General features: G+C 36.3%; 23 protein-coding genes. 17 read left to right on the top strand and 6 right to left on the bottom strand.

Annotation, left to right across the window (positions count from 1 at the left end; translation table 11 throughout):
• Positions 1–11 precede the first annotated feature (11 nt).
• A complete protein-coding gene (locus tag MKX29_RS02990) occupies positions 12–863 on the bottom strand; it encodes an IS3 family transposase (RefSeq protein ID WP_445662690.1) in 852 nt (283 codons plus the stop codon).
• Positions 860–1,189 carry a transposase gene (locus MKX29_RS24430; RefSeq protein ID WP_251161713.1) on the bottom strand — a complete coding sequence of 110 codons (330 nt, stop codon included), beginning with the start codon at positions 1,187–1,189 and terminating at the stop codon, positions 860–862. Before MKX29_RS24430 ends, MKX29_RS02990 begins: the two co-directional genes overlap by 4 nt.
• A gap of 202 nt (positions 1,190–1,391) precedes the next feature.
• Here MKX29_RS24430 and MKX29_RS02985 point away from each other — a divergent pair, with 202 nt between their 5' ends.
• From MKX29_RS02985 to MKX29_RS02975, 3 genes are read left to right on the top strand one after another with little or no spacing between them, the layout of a single operon-like run.
• Entirely contained in the window at positions 1,392–1,697 is a 306-nt protein-coding gene (locus MKX29_RS02985) for a hypothetical protein (protein WP_341103883.1), read from the top strand.
• A gap of 51 nt (positions 1,698–1,748) precedes the next feature.
• Positions 1,749–1,874 carry a hypothetical protein gene (locus MKX29_RS02980; RefSeq protein ID WP_341103882.1) on the top strand — a complete coding sequence of 42 codons (126 nt, stop codon included), beginning with the start codon at positions 1,749–1,751 and terminating at the stop codon, positions 1,872–1,874.
• A gap of 15 nt (positions 1,875–1,889) precedes the next feature.
• Positions 1,890–2,195: a hypothetical protein gene (locus MKX29_RS02975; RefSeq protein ID WP_341103880.1), complete on the top strand. Its 306-nt coding sequence runs from the start codon at positions 1,890–1,892 to the stop codon at positions 2,193–2,195.
• Between the two features lie 24 nt (positions 2,196–2,219).
• On the opposite strand, the gene MKX29_RS02970 is transcribed toward MKX29_RS02975, so the two are convergent.
• Positions 2,220–2,702, bottom strand: a complete 483-nt coding sequence (locus MKX29_RS02970) for a GNAT family N-acetyltransferase (protein ID WP_341103878.1) — start codon at positions 2,700–2,702, stop codon at positions 2,220–2,222.
• A 124-nt stretch (positions 2,703–2,826) separates the two neighbouring features.
• On the opposite strand from MKX29_RS02970, the gene MKX29_RS02965 reads away from it, so the two are divergent.
• The 6 genes from MKX29_RS02965 (at position 2,827) to MKX29_RS02940 (ending at position 6,338) form a co-directional block, all read left to right on the top strand.
• A complete protein-coding gene (locus tag MKX29_RS02965; RefSeq protein WP_307319337.1) occupies positions 2,827–3,696 on the top strand; it encodes a R2-like ligand-binding oxidase in 870 nt (289 codons plus the stop codon).
• A gap of 199 nt (positions 3,697–3,895) precedes the next feature.
• Positions 3,896–4,246: a YunG family protein gene (locus MKX29_RS02960; protein ID WP_224935080.1), complete on the top strand. Its 351-nt coding sequence runs from the start codon at positions 3,896–3,898 to the stop codon at positions 4,244–4,246.
• Positions 4,247–4,252: 6 nt separating this feature from the next.
• Complete coding sequence (locus MKX29_RS02955) at positions 4,253–4,888, top strand: HAD family hydrolase (protein ID WP_224935082.1); 636 nt, start codon at positions 4,253–4,255, stop codon at positions 4,886–4,888.
• 3 nt (positions 4,889–4,891) lie between these two features.
• On the top strand, positions 4,892–5,455 hold the full coding sequence (locus MKX29_RS02950) for a DJ-1/PfpI family protein (RefSeq protein WP_341103873.1): 564 nt from the start codon (positions 4,892–4,894) through the stop codon (positions 5,453–5,455).
• A gap of 79 nt (positions 5,456–5,534) precedes the next feature.
• Positions 5,535–5,870: a DnaJ family domain-containing protein gene (locus MKX29_RS02945; protein WP_307319327.1), complete on the top strand. Its 336-nt coding sequence runs from the start codon at positions 5,535–5,537 to the stop codon at positions 5,868–5,870.
• A 75-nt stretch (positions 5,871–5,945) separates the two neighbouring features.
• The gene (locus MKX29_RS02940; RefSeq protein WP_224935090.1) at positions 5,946–6,338 is read left to right on the top strand and encodes a thiol-disulfide oxidoreductase DCC family protein; all 393 of its coding nucleotides are present in this window, start codon (positions 5,946–5,948) and stop codon (positions 6,336–6,338) included.
• A gap of 123 nt (positions 6,339–6,461) precedes the next feature.
• Here MKX29_RS02940 and MKX29_RS02935 read toward each other — a convergent pair whose 3' ends face one another.
• Both MKX29_RS02935 and MKX29_RS02930 read right to left on the bottom strand, forming a co-directional pair.
• Positions 6,462–6,695 (bottom strand): DUF2651 family protein, encoded by a 234-nt coding sequence (locus MKX29_RS02935; RefSeq protein ID WP_095370216.1) that lies wholly within the window; start codon positions 6,693–6,695, stop codon positions 6,462–6,464.
• Between the two features lie 60 nt (positions 6,696–6,755).
• A complete protein-coding gene (locus MKX29_RS02930) occupies positions 6,756–7,382 on the bottom strand; it encodes a metal-dependent hydrolase (RefSeq protein ID WP_224935093.1) in 627 nt (208 codons plus the stop codon).
• A gap of 304 nt (positions 7,383–7,686) precedes the next feature.
• Here MKX29_RS02930 and MKX29_RS02925 point away from each other — a divergent pair, with 304 nt between their 5' ends.
• The 7 genes from MKX29_RS02925 to MKX29_RS02895 all read left to right on the top strand — a co-directional run bounded on the left by MKX29_RS02925 (position 7,687) and on the right by MKX29_RS02895 (position 13,856).
• Complete coding sequence (locus tag MKX29_RS02925) at positions 7,687–7,851, top strand: hypothetical protein (protein ID WP_224935096.1); 165 nt, start codon at positions 7,687–7,689, stop codon at positions 7,849–7,851.
• 37 nt (positions 7,852–7,888) lie between these two features.
• Positions 7,889–8,548: an HAD family hydrolase gene (locus MKX29_RS02920; protein WP_224935099.1), complete on the top strand. Its 660-nt coding sequence runs from the start codon at positions 7,889–7,891 to the stop codon at positions 8,546–8,548.
• A 33-nt stretch (positions 8,549–8,581) separates the two neighbouring features.
• Positions 8,582–9,100 carry a YfiT family bacillithiol transferase gene (locus MKX29_RS02915; RefSeq protein ID WP_341103866.1) on the top strand — a complete coding sequence of 173 codons (519 nt, stop codon included), beginning with the start codon at positions 8,582–8,584 and terminating at the stop codon, positions 9,098–9,100.
• On the top strand, positions 9,101–9,553 hold the full coding sequence (locus MKX29_RS02910) for a GNAT family N-acetyltransferase (protein ID WP_289433110.1): 453 nt from the start codon (positions 9,101–9,103) through the stop codon (positions 9,551–9,553). It abuts the gene before it with no gap.
• A 197-nt stretch (positions 9,554–9,750) separates the two neighbouring features.
• Positions 9,751–10,794 carry an ArsR/SmtB family transcription factor gene (locus MKX29_RS02905; protein WP_224935722.1) on the top strand — a complete coding sequence of 348 codons (1,044 nt, stop codon included), beginning with the start codon at positions 9,751–9,753 and terminating at the stop codon, positions 10,792–10,794.
• A 25-nt stretch (positions 10,795–10,819) separates the two neighbouring features.
• Positions 10,820–11,359: a GNAT family N-acetyltransferase gene (locus tag MKX29_RS02900; RefSeq protein ID WP_224935107.1), complete on the top strand. Its 540-nt coding sequence runs from the start codon at positions 10,820–10,822 to the stop codon at positions 11,357–11,359.
• 127 nt (positions 11,360–11,486) lie between these two features.
• Positions 11,487–13,856, top strand: coding sequence for a penicillin acylase family protein (locus MKX29_RS02895; RefSeq protein ID WP_341103859.1), 2,370 nt, complete (start codon positions 11,487–11,489; stop codon positions 13,854–13,856).
• A 164-nt stretch (positions 13,857–14,020) separates the two neighbouring features.
• Here the strand turns inward: MKX29_RS02895 and MKX29_RS02890 are convergent, their stop codons facing one another.
• Positions 14,021–14,950 carry an AEC family transporter gene (locus tag MKX29_RS02890; RefSeq protein ID WP_341103857.1) on the bottom strand — a complete coding sequence of 310 codons (930 nt, stop codon included), beginning with the start codon at positions 14,948–14,950 and terminating at the stop codon, positions 14,021–14,023.
• Between the two features lie 127 nt (positions 14,951–15,077).
• On the opposite strand from MKX29_RS02890, the gene MKX29_RS02885 reads away from it, so the two are divergent.
• A complete protein-coding gene (locus MKX29_RS02885; protein WP_224935116.1) occupies positions 15,078–15,929 on the top strand; it encodes an SDR family oxidoreductase in 852 nt (283 codons plus the stop codon).
• The last annotated feature ends 374 nt before the right edge of the window (positions 15,930–16,303 follow it).

Genomic DNA, 16,303 nt, shown 5'->3' with positions numbered 1-16,303 from the left:
AACATAAAAAGCTAAGCAGTGAGCGCGTGTCGATATTCAATCGGCGCGCGTTTCTTTAGTTTCTTTTGTCTTCGTTTGTAATTGTAATGGTAAATGTAATCCTCAAGAGCTTGCTCTAGTTCTTCTTCTCCCTTACACTTACTTATATACAGCTTCTCGGTTTTGAGGTGTGAAAAGAATGATTCTATACAGGCATTGTCCAGGCAGTTTCCTTTGCGAGAGTGGCTGCCTTTGATGCCATAATCCTTTAATCGGTTGCCGTATATTTTTGACGTGTACTGGAAGCCTTGATCCGAATGGAGAACGGCTCCAGCCACGTCTTTTTTCTTTGTCCATTTCTCTACCGTTTTTAACACAAGTTCCAAATCATTTCTTTGGGCTAGCTCCCAACTTACTATTTCGTTATTAAAGAGATCCTGTATGACCGATAAATAATAATATTCTTCGCCAACAGACACAAATGTGATATCCGTTACCATTTTTTGATTAGGTCCTACCGCCTTGAACTTCCTTTTCAGACGGTTAGGAAAGAGGTTAGAAGGAATATGACCATGTCGTTTTCTCTTTTTTCGGATGACTGATTGGATGTTCATTGCCGCCATCAATCGGTAGACCTTTTTGTGATTAATTAAATACCCGTTTTCATTTAATTCGTCTGTAATACGGGGTCGTCCATATTCGGGATGCATGAAATGTATGCCCAAAATGTGCTCTCGAATCTCTTGTTCATCCCTAACTTTTTCTTCTCGTTTATGATTGTTTTTTCTCCATTTGTAGTAGCTTGCCGGTTTGATATAGGCAATCTCCAACAGCCAGGAGACCGGATAGGTAACCCTTAACTCATCCACCAATTCATATTTCATTCGTCTGGGGTTTTCTCCTCCTTTACCAGATTTGGATACTGCTTTTTTAGAAATTCAACTTGTGCTTTCAAATAATCCCTTTCCTCTTCAACCGACTTAAATTTAGTCCTAGGCCTGCCTTTTAAAGGATTAGAAACTCCTTTACGCTCATCAAACGGGGCTCCTTCTTTCCATTTCTTAACCCACACTTTAAGCTGGCTACAGTGACGGATTCCCAGTTCCTCTGCCAATGCTTTATAACTTTTAGACCCATTCACATATTTCATGACGGCATTATGTTTAAACTCTTCCGAATAACTATTAAAAGTTTGTCCTTTCTTTGCCATAGAAAAATCCCCTCCAAGTAGCATTCTTTCCTTCATGGTAACATGAAGGTTTTTTTGAATGTCTACTTAAAGGGGACATTAACAAAATTAGTGAGGTCATGGCTTTTTTGTTTTAATAGTAAAAATCTTGAAATTTAATAGTTGAATAGTTATTTGCAGAATGTTACCAATCAAATTGGCAGGCACACAAGGAGACAAATATTTGTTTCATAAGGGTAATAAGGAAAAGAGAGGGAACTGTGCGCAAGTAGTGAATACGCGCAAAAAGACAAAAGAAAAAGACAGGGAATTGCGCGCAAGTAGTGAATACGCGCAAAAGACAAAAGAAAAAGGCAGGGAATTGCGTGCAAGTAGTGAATACGCGCAAAAGACAAAAGAAAAACGGAGAGAATTGCGCGCAAGTAGTGAATACGCGCAAAAGACAAAAGAAAAATGGAGGGAATTGCGCGCAAGTAGTGAATACGCGCAAAAAGACAAAAGAAAAAGGCAGGGAATTGCGCGCAAGTAATGAATACGCGCAAAAAGACAAAAGAAAAAGGCAGGGAATTGCGCGCAAGTAATGAATACGCGCAAAAAGACAAAAGAAAAATGGAGGGAATTGCGTGCAAGTAGTGAATACGCGCAAAAGACAAAAGAAAAATGGAGGAAACTGCGTGCAAATAGTGTTTACGCGCACAAGTCATAAGAAAAAGGCAGGGAATTGCGCGCAAGTAGTGAATGCGCGCAAAAGACAAAAGAAAAATGGAGGAAACTGCGTGCAAATAGTGTTTATGCGCAAAAGACAAAAGAAAAATGGAGGAAACTGCGTGCAAAGAGTGTTTACGCGCAAATGACAAAAGAAAAAGGCAGGAAATTGCGTGCAAGTAGTGAATACGCGCCCAAGTCGTGTTTATATGCCAAGATCACAAGCAAAGTAGAGGATGCTATGGGCATAAATAAAATGTATATCGATAGCTTGAGGGTTTTAAAAGGAGCTAGATCGACAGAAGGATTCTGTATAATTTAATTTTTTTCCATAAGCAGTCGAACTTCACTTATCTTTCTTTCTTCTTTCTAAAAGAATCACATCTCTCCATCCGTCTACATGCTTGGCGATTTTCTCACGGATTCCTACTTGGCGAAATCCGTGTTTTTTATGTAAAGAGAGACTTGCATGGTTTTGTGGAAAGATACTGGCTTGCAATGTCCAGATCCCATGCTTCTCACTTTCAATGATTAAATTTGATAATAATATTGAGCCAATCCCTGTTCCTTGATATCCATTGAGAATATAAATACTTATTTCCGCAACCCCCTTATATACCTCTCTATTCGAATAAGGGGTTAGGGCAGCCCAGCCGACCACTTCCTGTCCATTTTTAGCAACTAAACGAGCATAAGGTAAATGTTTCTCATGCCAGTTATGCCAGTTTGGTGTTTCCTGCTCGAAAGTAGCTAAGCCGCTATCTATCCCTTGTTGGTAGATCTCTTTTACTGATTCCCAATCTTCAACTACTAATGATTCGATTTTCATAGCTATTCTCTCCTCTATATCTCCTATTTTTCAAAAAATGTCTTTTTATCAAAGGAGATAATTGTTAATAGTGTAATATCTCTTATTAGAAAAAGATATCAATCATTTCTAAGGAGGAGTATAAATGAGGAGTTATGTATCGAAAAGTAAGCGAGGTATTAATCGTGAATCTCTCCCGTTTAAATTGTACGAGAAGGCAAAGAAATTTGGTGTGTGGGACCCTCGTGACATTGACTTTAGTCAAGATAAGAAAGATTGGCACACTTTATCAAAAGAACAACAGGATTCTATACTCAGACTAGTTGCCTTGTTCTATAGCGCTGAAGAGGCTGTAACAAAAGATATTCTGCCTCTGATTTATGCGATATCAAAACAAGGTCAATTTGAAGAAGAAATGTATTTAACGACCTTTCTTTTTGAGGAAGCAAAACATACAGATTTCTTTCATTTGTTTTTAAAAGAAGTAGGTATAGAAAGAGATTTGAATAATTATCATTCAGAAGCATATTTAAATGTGTTTGATGAAATCCTTCCGCAAACGATGGAAAAGCTATTGGTAGATCAGACTCCACAAACAATAGCTGATGCAGCAGTTGTATACAATATGTTTGTTGAAGGTATATTGGCGGAAACGGGGTATTGGAATTTCTATGAAAACCTAAAAGACTTAAAAAAATTACCAGGCTTACTTGAAGGGATATCTTATATTAAAAGAGATGAGTCGAGACATATTGGCTTCGGAACTTTTTTGCTACAACGTCTTATTACTGAAGATGACTCTATGTTTGATTATATTATGAATAAACTTCATCATCTCATGCCAATTGCCGAGGCAATTAATCAAATGCCTGAAGAAGTTAACCCATTTGGGGTGAAATTAGCAGATAGCCGAGCTTTTATGCTGAAGCAGTTACATGCAAGAATAGAAGTTTTACGTAGAGCGAAAGGTAAAACCTTAGAAGAAATTTATAAAATGGAACTTGTTGTAGAGTAGGATATGCTGTTCTTTTAAGCCGTTCAAAAAGAATGGCTTTTTATTTTGAAAAAAGTAAAGTCCATTTCCCCTTTCTTAATATTGAATTTAGTGACATGTTTTCTATAGCTCGCTTTATATAAATAGAGGTTGGATATGAATGGAAATGGATTGTTGAGTAGTGTTAAAATAAAGAATGAGTCAATATAGCGAGGTCATTATGGATATATCTTATTTAGGATTAGCACTGGTAGAGTCATGGGGGATTGAAACGAGCACAAAATGGAAGATGGAGAATCCTGCTTCAGGACAATGTGGTGTCACAGCATTAGTTGTTCAAGAATATTTAGGTGGAGAAATTGTAAAAACATTTATCGGCGAGATGTGGCATTTCTATAATAAAATTGGAGATAACTATATAGATTTTACAGCCAGTCAATTCGATACTGCCATTGATTATAAGCCTGTTGTTTCTAACAGACAGGAAGCATTTGAGGATACCAATATCATTCAGTATCGTTATTTAACAAAGGAAATGAACAATCGACTTTATTACTCCTTAGAGAGGTAGGAAGAAATGATGGTAGATAGCCTTATTTTTGATTTAGATGGCACGTTATGGGATTCTAGAAAAACAGTTGCTGATTCATGGAATATCGTTATTCGAAAAGATGCAGAAGTGAAGAAAGAATTAACAGTAGCAGATTTAAAAGCAACAATGGGGCTAAGAATGCATGAAATTATGGAAAGACTGTTCCCTTATTTAAGTAAGGAGAAAAGAGAATCATTATTAGAAGAGCTAAGCAAAGAGGAACTAGGACATATCCGGAACTATGGAGGGACACTATACCCAAAAGTAGAGGAAACCTTGTCAGAGTTGGCTAAGACCTATCAATTGTTCATCGTAAGTAATTGCCAAGAAGGTTATATTGAAGCGTTCTACGAAGCACATGGATTGGAAAAATATTTTCAGGACTTTGAAAACCCAGGAAGAACTGGATTATCTAAAGGGGAAAATATACAACTCATTATAAAGAGAAACAATCTACAGTCTCCCATTTATATTGGCGATACAGATGGAGATAGAGAAGCGGCAAAATATGCCGGGATACCTTTTGTGTATGCGAGTTACGGTTTTGGAGAAGTGATAGACAAAGATCATATAATTGAACAATTTCAAGACCTACTACATATGAGGCTAGAGAGGGGATAGCTTATGAAAGCATTGGTCATATTATTCCCCGCATACGCTGATTTTGAAATTAGTCATAGTTTATTTTTACTTCGAAAAGTCGCAAAAATGGAAATTGTTACTGCAACGGTTGATGGATCGCCAGTAACTAGTATTGGTGGATTAAAAACAGCAATTGATGTCTCATTAGAAAATCTGAATATAAATGATTACCATTTTATTTTACTCCCCGGTGGTGATGGAATTGATAACGAGCTGATGAATAATCAATGGTTAATTCAACAAATTCAATCAGCATTCCAATCACGTATTCCGATTGCATCCATCTGCGCATCGGCATTAATTCTAGGAAAAGCAGGTATATTGTCTGGTGAGCATTTCACTTGTTTAGCACATACTTATGATAAGTATCAATCACTTTTCGAATCAAGCTTCTATACAGGACAACCAATTGAAGTAAATAATCGCATAATTACGGCTAAAGGAACATCATTTGCTGCTTTTGCTATTGCCGCGCTTAAACTAACTGGGGTAGAACTCACTGACCAAGAGTGGGAAAAATGGCGCCAGTTTTGCATGATAACATAGTATTTATTTGATATGAAATAAATCAGAAGAAACTAGTAATCACTTATATATTGGTTTTGAAAGAAAAAACACAAGGGGTGTGTTATTTTTGGATGAACGTAATGATTTAATTGGTGATATGTTAAAAAGTAAAAAATCTACGCCACTGCCAGGACAAGGTAAACCACTTCCTAAAGGCTATCTACAGAGGGATATTTTTCAAAACTTCCAAAAAGTTGCCAAGGATGCTGGTTACTTACCTCCATGGTTAACACTTCAAAAGGAAATCGCATTGCTTGTACATCAAGCACAAAGTAAACAAGATATTGCCAACATTAATGAAAAAATTAAAAAATACAATTCGATTTGTCCACCACAAATGCAGCGCTACCCAATTAGTCTAGAGGGGCTAGAAAAAGCAAAAACACTATGGTAAAAAAAGTCTACTCGAACAGATTCTTATTCGTTTGATAGTCAGCCTGTTATACTTGCAAAAAAGGAGGCGATCATTTTGAATAAAATTATATTATTCGATGGGGAATGCAATTTCTGTGATCAGAGTGTGCAGTTTATATTGAAGAGGGACCATCAGGGTGAGTTTTATTTTGCCTCCTTACAAGGTGAAAACGGGCAATCTCTATTAAAAAAACACGAAATAGATCCGGCAACTGATAGTTTTATATATATAGAAGACGATCGTGCCTATGATCAATCAACTGCTGCAATTAAAGTATTGCAACAATTAAGGGGAATGTGGAAACTAATAGCTGTCTTCCGTATCATTCCAAAACCGATCAGAGATAAGATGTATCAATTTATTGCTAAGCGGAGATATAAGTGGTTCGGTAAAAAGGAAAGTTGCCGTTTACCCTCACCGGAAATTCGAAAAAGATTTCTTGATTAATCTGATTGATTGGTAATCAAAACAATAGGCATACATTTCATTTTAATAACATATATTGTGATTTAGTTGTTAAAAGACACGTTCAATCTACAAAAAAAAACAGAAGGTTATCTTCTGTTTTTTTTAAGCAGTTGGTTTATTAAAATACTTTGTTGTAAAGGAAGTTAAAATTGCAAGAACTGTGTACAATACTGTCCAAATCATAAAGGTTCCATTATAGATTGTAAAGGAGAGTAAAGTAAAGATAATTGCTGTTAATAAAGGAACGAGATACATATTCCGTTTTTTCCAAGCCACAAGAATAGAAGCGGCTAATACAATAGTTGGATAGATAAGTATTGTTAATACGAGTGTCATTTTAAATCGCCTCCATTATCTCTATACCCGAAAAATAAAAAAAGAACCATTTTCGGTTCTTTAAAATTCTTTTTGGGAGATAGGAAGAAATAATTTAATACCCCTACGATTAAAAGGAAGGAGTTTGGAGTCAAGCGCAAGATGACTAATATATCCCGTCATACAAGCAATATAAGCGCCATTTATGCCCGTCGATAATTGAAAAAAATCAGCAATAAAATGAAAGAATACTACACCTAAAATAGAATGAGTGTAACTCCTATGTGGGACAAATGATGCTATAAGAATATAGCAGCCCATGAGCATAAGCCAAACTTCTTGTAATAATATTCCGCACACAATGACTCCTATACCAGTAATGATAAGCATATGTCGCTGCTTTATATAGGAAGATAAAAGAAACATCGCAAGTCCAATCCCCATGCTTACCCATTGATCTACGGCTGTAGCTTCATAAAAACTATAAAAAATAATTAATAATCCAATCATTTGCGCAGTTGCTTTAATAAATTTGTGAGAGAGGGTGATTCTATTTCTCAGTTTACCGTCGATATCTAAATCTGGTAAAAGTGCAGATATTGTGCCAATACCAATAAGCGCTAATGTGGCCGATGGCGTTGCTTGGAGTGTATTTGCGGTCACAAAACCTGCAACAGCACCAATACTCGCATGAGCGGTACCATTCACTTTAATTCCACCTTTTTCTAAGTTGTCTTTTTCTATTCTACAATAAAACATCTGTTCTGTTTATCCTTTTTGCAGGAAAAATGTCAAATGAACAAGAATTTATGTTAAATACTTTGATTAATGGGAATCAATCTCTCTTTTTTTCATCTTTTAAAACGATTTTGCCATAAAGAAGGTTAGGTACGACCCTTTTTATGGGTAAATACATTGAAATAAGCGGAATAAAAGGTTTATGGTCACAAGAATATTTAAACGAATGACTATCGTTTTTATGTTTAAGATTCAAAAAAAGAGGAGAGGGACAATGAACTGGACACATCCATTTGCACTGGCAGTATTAGCTTTCTGGGCGTCTTATTTTATGAATGATTCATTAAGCATCTCCTTATTATTGGCGTTGGGTGGATTCATCATCGGTTTGATATTCTCATTATTGATTTTTAAGAAGGCAAAAAGAAAACATATATGACAAGGAACTATGAATTTATATTCCTACTAAGAGGGTGATGACGATACAAGCGGTTTTATTTGATTTTGACGGGACATTAGCTAATACATTGCCACTGTGCATTTATTCATTACAGGAAGTGTTTCTTAAATTTGATCAGCGAGAATTAGCTGTGAAAGAAGCGAAAGAGTGGTTAGGAAATTCGGAAAAGAAGATTATAGAAGAGCATTTAATAAGCAATCAGAAATTAGAGGCAATTGAATATTATTATAAGGTGTACAAGAACAATCATTCAAGGTTAGTAGATAATAATAGAGAAATTGACCATTTATTGTCCTATTTGAAAGAGGAAGGAATTAAGCTGGCGATCGTTACAGGGAAAGGGAGAAGAAGTTTGCAGATTTCTTTAGAATGTCTGCATATGACAACCATTTTTGACTGTATAGTTACGGGAGATGATGTAGTGCAAGCAGAACCTGATCCAGAAGGTATCACTCTAGCCTTATCCATGCTAGATGTACCGGCATCCGAGGTAATTTTTTTAGGGGATAGCAATTGTGATATCGAAGCAGGGTTAAAGGCGAATATTTATACAGCGGGTGTGCATTGGCTACCTGATGGAAAGACAACTGAATTTAAGGTGATACCAGATTCAGCTTTTATAACAGTGGATGAATTTTTGGAATTTTTAAAATTAGGTGCTTTACACGAGAGTTAACAAAATAAATAGATGAATAGGGGGCAAAGAAGCATGAGTATTCAATATCCAATAGGCGAATTTTCTGTATGTGAAGAGGACATTAATGAGAACAAGATTAATACTTGGATAATGGAAATAGAGAAATTTCCGCGCCTACTCCGCAAAGTTGTAGAAGAGCTTACTGAAGATGAACTAAATATACCCTATAGAACAGAGGGATGGACAGTACGGCAGCTCATTCACCATTTAGCAGATAGCCATTTAAATGCTTATTTAAGGGTAAAGTTAGCGTTAACAGAAGAAAATCCGATGATCAAGGATTATCAACAAGATCAATGGGCACGTTTAGAAGACTATCATCTACCAATTGAAGTGTCTTTAAGTATGATAGAAACCGTTCATTTGCGTTGGACGGTTGTGCTAAAAAGTTTGTCTATTCATGATTGGGAGCGCACGTTTGTTCATCCTGAATCGGGTCAACTTTCCATTGGGAAAGCAATTGGAATGTATGCATGGCATGGGCGTCATCACCTCGCTCATATTACGTCTAAGCATAATGGTGAGAAATGAATGAAGGATAAAAAATGGGGAGAATTTACGATTTCTCTTAATAAATCATATTTAGATAGAGAGTTAATTTATCAGTTTTTACATAATGAAGCGTATTGGTCAATCAATATTCCTAGAGAAGTTGTGATGAAATCGATTGATGAAAGTAGGCTAGTTTTTGGGCTATATAGGGGAAGGTTCGACGGTGATTTTGAGCAGGTAGGGTTTGCAAGGGCAGTCACAGATTTATCTACATTTGCTTATCTATGTGATGTATTTATTTTACCTCAATACAGAAGAAACGGCCTTTCAAAATGGTTGGTTGAAACAATCATTTGGCATCCAGATTTACATGATATTCGTAAATTTATGTTGGCAACAAAGGATGCCCATTCGTTATACGAAAGATTTGGTTTTGAAACAGTTGAATCACCTGATTTGTTATTGCAAAGGGTAAGGAAAGTACCTTATTAATCGTTCTTTAGAAAGGTGTAATCGTTTATAAAAAGGTTACTATTTACATGTTGAGATGCTTTTCTATACATTAACTAGTTCTTTTAGCATGGTAAATTACCATTATTATTAAAACAATATTCTAAAAATATTGAATTATAAAGATGAAATCGATAAAATGTTTAATTATAGAAATAGAAAAGGGGTGTCACATGAAAATGGAACTGATTAGACATACCATTCGTGCAAGAGAAACATATGAAGTGAAGATAGAGTCATCGTTATTATGGGAGTGTGCCCTCGGAATCGCAGCCGTGACAAATACGCGTTTAATTTCACATATGGAAAAGCCGATGGAGGAATGGGATAATATTAAAAATAAATTATCAAACGAGCTCCTAAATGAACTAGAGATCGTCCAAAAGCACAATACATGGAAGGCGTTGCTACAATTATTACATCAAAAAGAATTTGATAGTTTACATATGTTTGTTGATTATATTAATCATTTATCAGATAGAACGTTACGCTTTATATGTTTACCTTATATCGGATCGGATTTCCAACAATTAAGGTGTGATGCTTCAACAACAGATGAAACAGCGATAAAAGATATGCAGGAAGTAACGGAAAACAATTCTTTCTTTCCAAAATATGTTGAATATATTAGCTCTGCAGATGCAGATTTTTTGAAAAGGCATTTGGTTACAGTTATGACAGGATGGTATGAAGCAATTATCAAACCTGAAGAAAAGCAGCTACAAAACATTCTCGAAAAAGATAAAAAACTAAAAGAGTCTATGTATAAAAAGATGACAGCTGAAGAATTAGTTGAATGGGCGACAGGAGGCATCATTTATCATCCCGAACCAAGTGTAAAGAATGTGATGCTCATTCCCCAATATACATACAGGCCATGGAATATTGAAGCTGATATAGAAGAAACAAAAGTATTCTATTACTCAGTATCGGATGAGAGTATAAGAGATACGAAGCCCTATGCAGTTAATCCATCATTAGTTCTTAGATACAAGGCATTAGGCGATGAAACAAGAATGAGAATGGTGAAATTACTTTCTGAAGGCGAATGTAGCTTACAAGAAATAACGGAGCGATTAGCACTTGGGAAAACAACAGCTCATCACCATTTAAAAATTTTAAAAACAGCAAAACTAGTCGATACTGAAACATCTAAATATAAATTAAAACAACAAGCACTCCAATGGATGAATGAGGAAATGGGCATCTATCTTTCACAATAATGTTGAAGTCAGGTGAGGAACGATAATGATAAGATTAAAGATTAACAATGAGCTAGAATTGAAGGGTTTTAAGTTAGAAGAGGCGGATGAACTATTTGCGCTTATTAATGAGAATCGTACTTACTTACGCGAATGGCTTCCATGGGTAGATGGAACAAAATCTGTTCAAGATTCGAAGGCGTTTATTGACCATACAGTTGATCAAATGGATCAAAATACTGGCTTAACCGCTGGTATTAGGGAAAAGGGAAAGTTAATCGGCATCATTGGCTTTAATAAGTTGAATCATGCCAATCGGATAGGTACAATCGGGTATTGGCTTGCACAGCATGCAGAAGGTAAAGGTGTGATGACAAAAGCTGTGCAAGCGATGATTTCCTACGGATTTACTCAGCTTAATTTAAATAAAGTAGAAATTCATGCTGCAGTTAAAAACAGTAAAAGTCGCCGTATACCTGAAAAGCTTGGTTTTGTATATGAAGGAACGATTAGAGATGGCGAATGGCTCTATCATTATTATGTTGACACAGTTATTTATGGTTTGTTGAAAAGAGAATATAAGTGATGAGCTACTATTGCTGCAAGAACAAATTCTATTCAAAAGAATTTGTTCTTTTCTTTATGAATAGAGTAGGAAAAAGGGTTTACTTCTAGAATCTTATTAAAGATAGAAAGTGGGTGGAGGATGAGAGATGGAAATTAAAACAGTGGCAAAGAAAAATGTAAGATGGAAGCGCTTGCTAGTATGGATGGGAGGGAGTCTTCTTGGGCTCATTCTACTTGTAATCATTGGCGCTTATTATTTCTTGAATCGCCCGTTACCTCAAGTTAATGGTGATATTCAACTGAATGGGTTACAACAAGCTGTTGAGGTGGTCCGAGATGAAATGGGTGTTCCTCATATAGAAGCAACGAATGAGTATGACCTTTACTTCTCCCAAGGATATGTACAGGCGCAAGATCGTTTATTTCAAATGGACTTAAGTAGGCGGCAGGCATCTGGGAGATTAAGTGAAGTAATTGGTGAATCGACAGTAGATACAGATAAGTATTTCCGTACCTTGGGCTTAAGAAGAGCAGCAGAAGAATCAGTAGCTGAATATTCAGATGAGGGGATGCGGGTATTAAATGCATTTGCAGACGGAGTAAATGCCTATATAGAAGAATTACATACCACTGGAAAGTGGCCAACAGAATTTACGATACTTGGCTATAAACCAGAAGCATGGAAACCAATTGACTCATTAACAATTGGTAAGTATATGGCCTTTGATTTGGGCGGACATTGGAAAGATCAAGCTTTCAGACAGTATCTGTTGCAAGCATTTCCTGAAGAAAAAGCATATGATTTATTTCCGACCTATCCAGAAGAGGCACCAACTATTATTACTAAAGAACAATTAGATTTTTCAACCGCCTTTGCTCAAGCTGTTATCCCACATGAATTCAATGGGAGTAACAATTGGGTGGTAAGCGGAGATAAAACGGCAACTGGCAAAAGTCTTTTAGCAGATGATCCCCATTTAGGGTTGGCGACTCCTTCTGTATGGTATCAAATGCACTTACAGTCTGATGAAGTGAATGTAGGTGGAGTGATATTTGCCGGAGTCCCTGGAATTATTTTAGGACATAACGAAAACATCGCATGGGGTGTGACTAATACTGGTCCTGATGTGCAAGATCTTTATATTGAAAAAAGAAATCCAGAAGATCCTCACTTGTTTCTTTATAACGACAAATGGGAAAAGGCGCAAGTGATAGCTGAGCCTATAAAGGTAAAGGATAGTGAAACAATTGATTATAAAGTCATAGAGACAAGACATGGGCCTATTATTTCAGAGTTTGCCGCTGATGCTGCTACTAGTGAAACGGCACTTTCATTACAGTGGACTGCATTAGAAGCAACGACAGAACTAGAGGCGATTTTAAATATGAATCACGCTGAAAATTGGAAAGAATTCGAGGAGGCATTAGCTGCTTTTGAAGCACCAGCACAAAATTTTGTTTTTACAGATAGAGAAGGAAATATTGCTTATAAAGCGAATGGCAAAATTCCTATCAGGAAAAAAGGAAATGGGCTATTACCTGTACCGGGATGGACAGATGAGTATGCTTGGGAAGGTGCGATTCCTTATGACGAGTTACCAACTATCGTCAATCCAGAAGAAGGTTTTATTTCTACAGCCAATAATAAGGTGGTAGGAGATGATTACCCTTATCATATTAGTCACAATTGGGCACAACCATATAGACAAATGCGCATTCAAGAAGTATTAAGTGGAAGCAATCAATTAACTGCAGAAAATATGATGGAACTACAAATGGATGAAAAGAACCTTCAGGCAGAAGAATTTGTGCCTGTGATGCTTAAGCAATTAGCAAACGAAAAAGGTGAGCACATCCAATCGGCCCTTGATATCTTATCGAAATGGGACTATCAAGATCATCAAGATCTTGCTGCTCCTTATATTTTTAATCGCTGGATGGTTGAAATTGGAGAAGCATTATTTAAAGAGCAGATTCCGAAAGAAACGTTAGAATTATTTGGTGGTAAAAGATCGGCTGTTGATCAGCTTCTACGCAATGCATTTGCAGGTAACACGGGGCCATGGGTGAAGGATGTAGGGGGCATTAATGAATTATTAGTTGCATCGTTAACAGAAACACTTTCACAAATAGAGGAAGATGAAGGCAGGGATATGGCAAATTGGAAATGGGGAGATTATCACCAAGTTTCCTTTACACACCCGTTATCTAGCGTAGCTCCTTTAAATTATTTATTTAATTATCAAGGTAGTATGGCAACAGGAGGAAGTGCTGTCACTGTTAAGGCAGCTGCATTTAAAAATGATGGGACGGTGAATCACGGAGCATCATGGCGATTTGTTATGGATATGAACAATCCAATGCAGGCTTATCATATCGTCGGTCCAGGTCAATCTGGGCATGTATCGAGTGACTGGTATCAAAATCAAATGGCGGACTGGGTAGAGGGTGATTATCATAAGACCACTTTAGAAGAGCCTGAAGGGAAGAGACTTCTCTTAACACCAGAAGAATAATTATCTATGAAATTTTGAGATTATGAAAGAAATAAATCCAACGCATCTTTTTAATCGATTAAGATTTTACCCTTTTAATATGTACGGATTAGAGACAGGTGAATGAGAAGAGAAATAGCCAGCTAAAAAAACTTTTTGGCTGGCTAAAAAATGTAATTAAATGATTACAAAAGAAAGCTCGCTATCCACGAAATCAAAGGAATGGTTAAGATAGAAATTAACGTGCTATATATGGTTACCATAATAGCTTCGTTTTCTTCTTTTGTGTAGCGGGAAAACAATACTGAGGCCAGCATGAAGGTGGGCATACTTGTTAAAATAACTAATAAGAAAATTAAATCTGTTTGTAGTGACGTAAAACGTAAACAAATGATGGCGACAAGTGGTAATATCATCAATTTCATTAATAAGGGAAACCATAAGCCTTGAAAGTAAAAACGCCGTCCAACTTGAAAGAAAGTTGGAAGCAGAAAGCCTATATATAACATAGCTAATGGCGCAGCTAAGTTAGATAGCATTGAAGCCAGTTGCTTAAATATGAGCGGTGCTTCCCATCCACTGATTACATATAACAACCCCAAACTAATGGCTAGTAAAGGTAAGTTTAATAAAGCTTTTAATTGTTTAAATTGGAATTTTTGATTGCTTTGTAATAAGTAGATACCTAATGAAAAAAGCACGACATCTAACCCCGCATCAAATACAGCGGCTAATAATCCACCGAGAGGCCCAAATAATGTAGCACTAAGAGGGATGCCGATGAAACCTGTATTACCTAGGGCGGCTAGTAAAGCCAATTGTTTAGGCTGATCAAGATATAAAAGGCGGCCTAGAACTAATGTAAGGATAATACCTCCAGCATTAAATACAACGGATATCCCAAATACGAGAAAGACTTGTTGGAAAATGACGTCCGTAATCTTAGTATTGAAAACACCATTCAATATAATAAAGGGAACAGCTAGATGTAAAATAATCATCATTAATATATTTTTCATTTCTGCTGTGATTGATATCTTTAAGGCGATTAGTGCTCCGAAAACAATGATTATACCCATTGTTGAAATCGCAAGAATAACAGAGGTGACTTCCATATGACACTCCTTTCAGTATAAATTATACTGAAAATTCTTATATTTTTATAGTTCATAAAAGCAGAAAACTATAAAAATATCATTGGACCATTTATACTTAACGACAATAAGAAAGGTGTGGGTAGCAGTGGTTGCTAAAGTAGCGATAGTAACAGGAGCGAATTCAGGAATGGGCTTAGAAACGACAATCGGTCTTGTAAATAAAAATATAAAAGTAATCATGCTCTGTAGAAGTAAAATAAGAGGTGAAGCCGCGCTACAAAAAGTGAAAGCCATTACAGGAAAAGAAAATGTAGATTTAATGCTCTGTGATCTAAGTTCTATCAAAAGCATCGATGATTTTGTGGCAACCTTTTTTAGTAAGTATCATCATTTAGATCTTTTAATTAATAATGCAGGTGTAGTGACAATAAAAAGGCAAGAAACAGTTGATGGATTTGAGATGATGTTAGGAGTAAACCATCTCGGTCATTTCCATTTAACCAATCAATTATTAGAAGCTTTGAAGGCTTCGGCTACTGCAAGAATTGTCATTGTATCTTCCGGTGCTCATAAATGGGGGAAGATTGATTTTGCAGATCCGTTTTTTAAAAAGGGTTTTAATGTAGCAAAAGGTTATGGAAGATCGAAGCTAGCCAATTTATTATTTATGAAAGGTTTACATGAAAGATTAGCACACACAAATGTGACAGTGAATGCACTTCATCCAGGAGCTGTTGCAACAAACATAGGTGTGGATAGAGAAACAGGATTTGGTGGCAAAGTGGTAAAATTACTGGTGCCATTTTTTAAAACAGCAGAGCAAGGGGCGGAAACGACCATCTATTTAGCCACGAGTGCGGATGTAGAAGGGATATCAGGTGAGTACTATATTGACAAGAAAAAAGCCCATGTCTCTAAAAGGGCGAGTGATTCCCAACTAATCGAGCACTTCTGGAGATGGAGCATAGAACAGACGACCATTAATGATAACATCTGATAAAAAAGTTAACAGTGGGGTGAAATTTGTCTTCAATAGGTGAGATTGAAGAAGTACGCGGTATATCAGTTTTGGAATTAAAATAATATGAAGTGAATCTCTTGTAGGACAAGGAAGAAGGGTGTAAACATACAAATAAAAATAATTTGAATGGTTTCATGCTTAAAGGAACGGGAATGAGTTTGGAAGAACGGCAAAAGAGAGGATGATGCCATGTCTGAAAAAGTAGATTTCATGGTGGCGCATAAACAAAAGTTGAGGCATAAATTTACGTTGATAAGCATTTAGAAGCATTGATAAAAGCGATTGCCATGTATGAAGTAGTAGAAATGAATAAAGGTCAATGAAGCCTATTTGAGAAGTTAAAGGGAAGG

Source organism: Cytobacillus sp. FSL R7-0696 (assembly GCF_038006865.1).
GTDB lineage: Bacteria > Bacillota > Bacilli > Bacillales > Cytobacillaceae > Cytobacillus > Cytobacillus kochii.
The sequence above is the reverse complement of the archived record's forward strand: the minus strand, read 5'-3'. Positions and strand labels throughout refer to the sequence as shown.

Bases quoted from the DNA above. Each gene is read 5' to 3' on its own strand.
- MKX29_RS02955 (WP_224935082.1), top strand. From the start codon at position 4,253: ATGATGGTAGATAGCCTTATTTTTGATTTAGATGGCACGTTATGGGAT.
- MKX29_RS02970 (WP_341103878.1), bottom strand. From the start codon at position 2,702: ATGAAAATCGAATCATTAGTAGTTGAAGATTGGGAATCAGTAAAAGAG.
- MKX29_RS02895 (WP_341103859.1), top strand. From the start codon at position 11,487: ATGGAAATTAAAACAGTGGCAAAGAAAAATGTAAGATGGAAGCGCTTG.
- MKX29_RS02900 (WP_224935107.1), top strand. From the start codon at position 10,820: ATGATAAGATTAAAGATTAACAATGAGCTAGAATTGAAGGGTTTTAAG.
- MKX29_RS02890 (WP_341103857.1), bottom strand. From the start codon at position 14,950: ATGGAAGTCACCTCTGTTATTCTTGCGATTTCAACAATGGGTATAATC.
- MKX29_RS02960 (WP_224935080.1), top strand. From the start codon at position 3,896: ATGGATATATCTTATTTAGGATTAGCACTGGTAGAGTCATGGGGGATT.
- MKX29_RS24430 (WP_251161713.1), bottom strand. From the start codon at position 1,189: ATGGCAAAGAAAGGACAAACTTTTAATAGTTATTCGGAAGAGTTTAAA.
- MKX29_RS02950 (WP_341103873.1), top strand. From the start codon at position 4,892: ATGAAAGCATTGGTCATATTATTCCCCGCATACGCTGATTTTGAAATT.
- MKX29_RS02920 (WP_224935099.1), top strand. From the start codon at position 7,889: ATGACGATACAAGCGGTTTTATTTGATTTTGACGGGACATTAGCTAAT.
- MKX29_RS02990 (WP_445662690.1), bottom strand. From the start codon at position 863: ATGAAATATGAATTGGTGGATGAGTTAAGGGTTACCTATCCGGTCTCC.
- MKX29_RS02965 (WP_307319337.1), top strand. From the start codon at position 2,827: ATGAGGAGTTATGTATCGAAAAGTAAGCGAGGTATTAATCGTGAATCT.
- MKX29_RS02980 (WP_341103882.1), top strand. From the start codon at position 1,749: ATGAATACGCGCAAAAAGACAAAAGAAAAATGGAGGGAATTGCGTGCA.
- MKX29_RS02935 (WP_095370216.1), bottom strand. From the start codon at position 6,695: ATGACACTCGTATTAACAATACTTATCTATCCAACTATTGTATTAGCC.
- MKX29_RS02910 (WP_289433110.1), top strand. From the start codon at position 9,101: ATGAAGGATAAAAAATGGGGAGAATTTACGATTTCTCTTAATAAATCA.
- MKX29_RS02925 (WP_224935096.1), top strand. From the start codon at position 7,687: ATGAACTGGACACATCCATTTGCACTGGCAGTATTAGCTTTCTGGGCG.
- MKX29_RS02915 (WP_341103866.1), top strand. From the start codon at position 8,582: ATGAGTATTCAATATCCAATAGGCGAATTTTCTGTATGTGAAGAGGAC.
- MKX29_RS02905 (WP_224935722.1), top strand. From the start codon at position 9,751: ATGGAACTGATTAGACATACCATTCGTGCAAGAGAAACATATGAAGTG.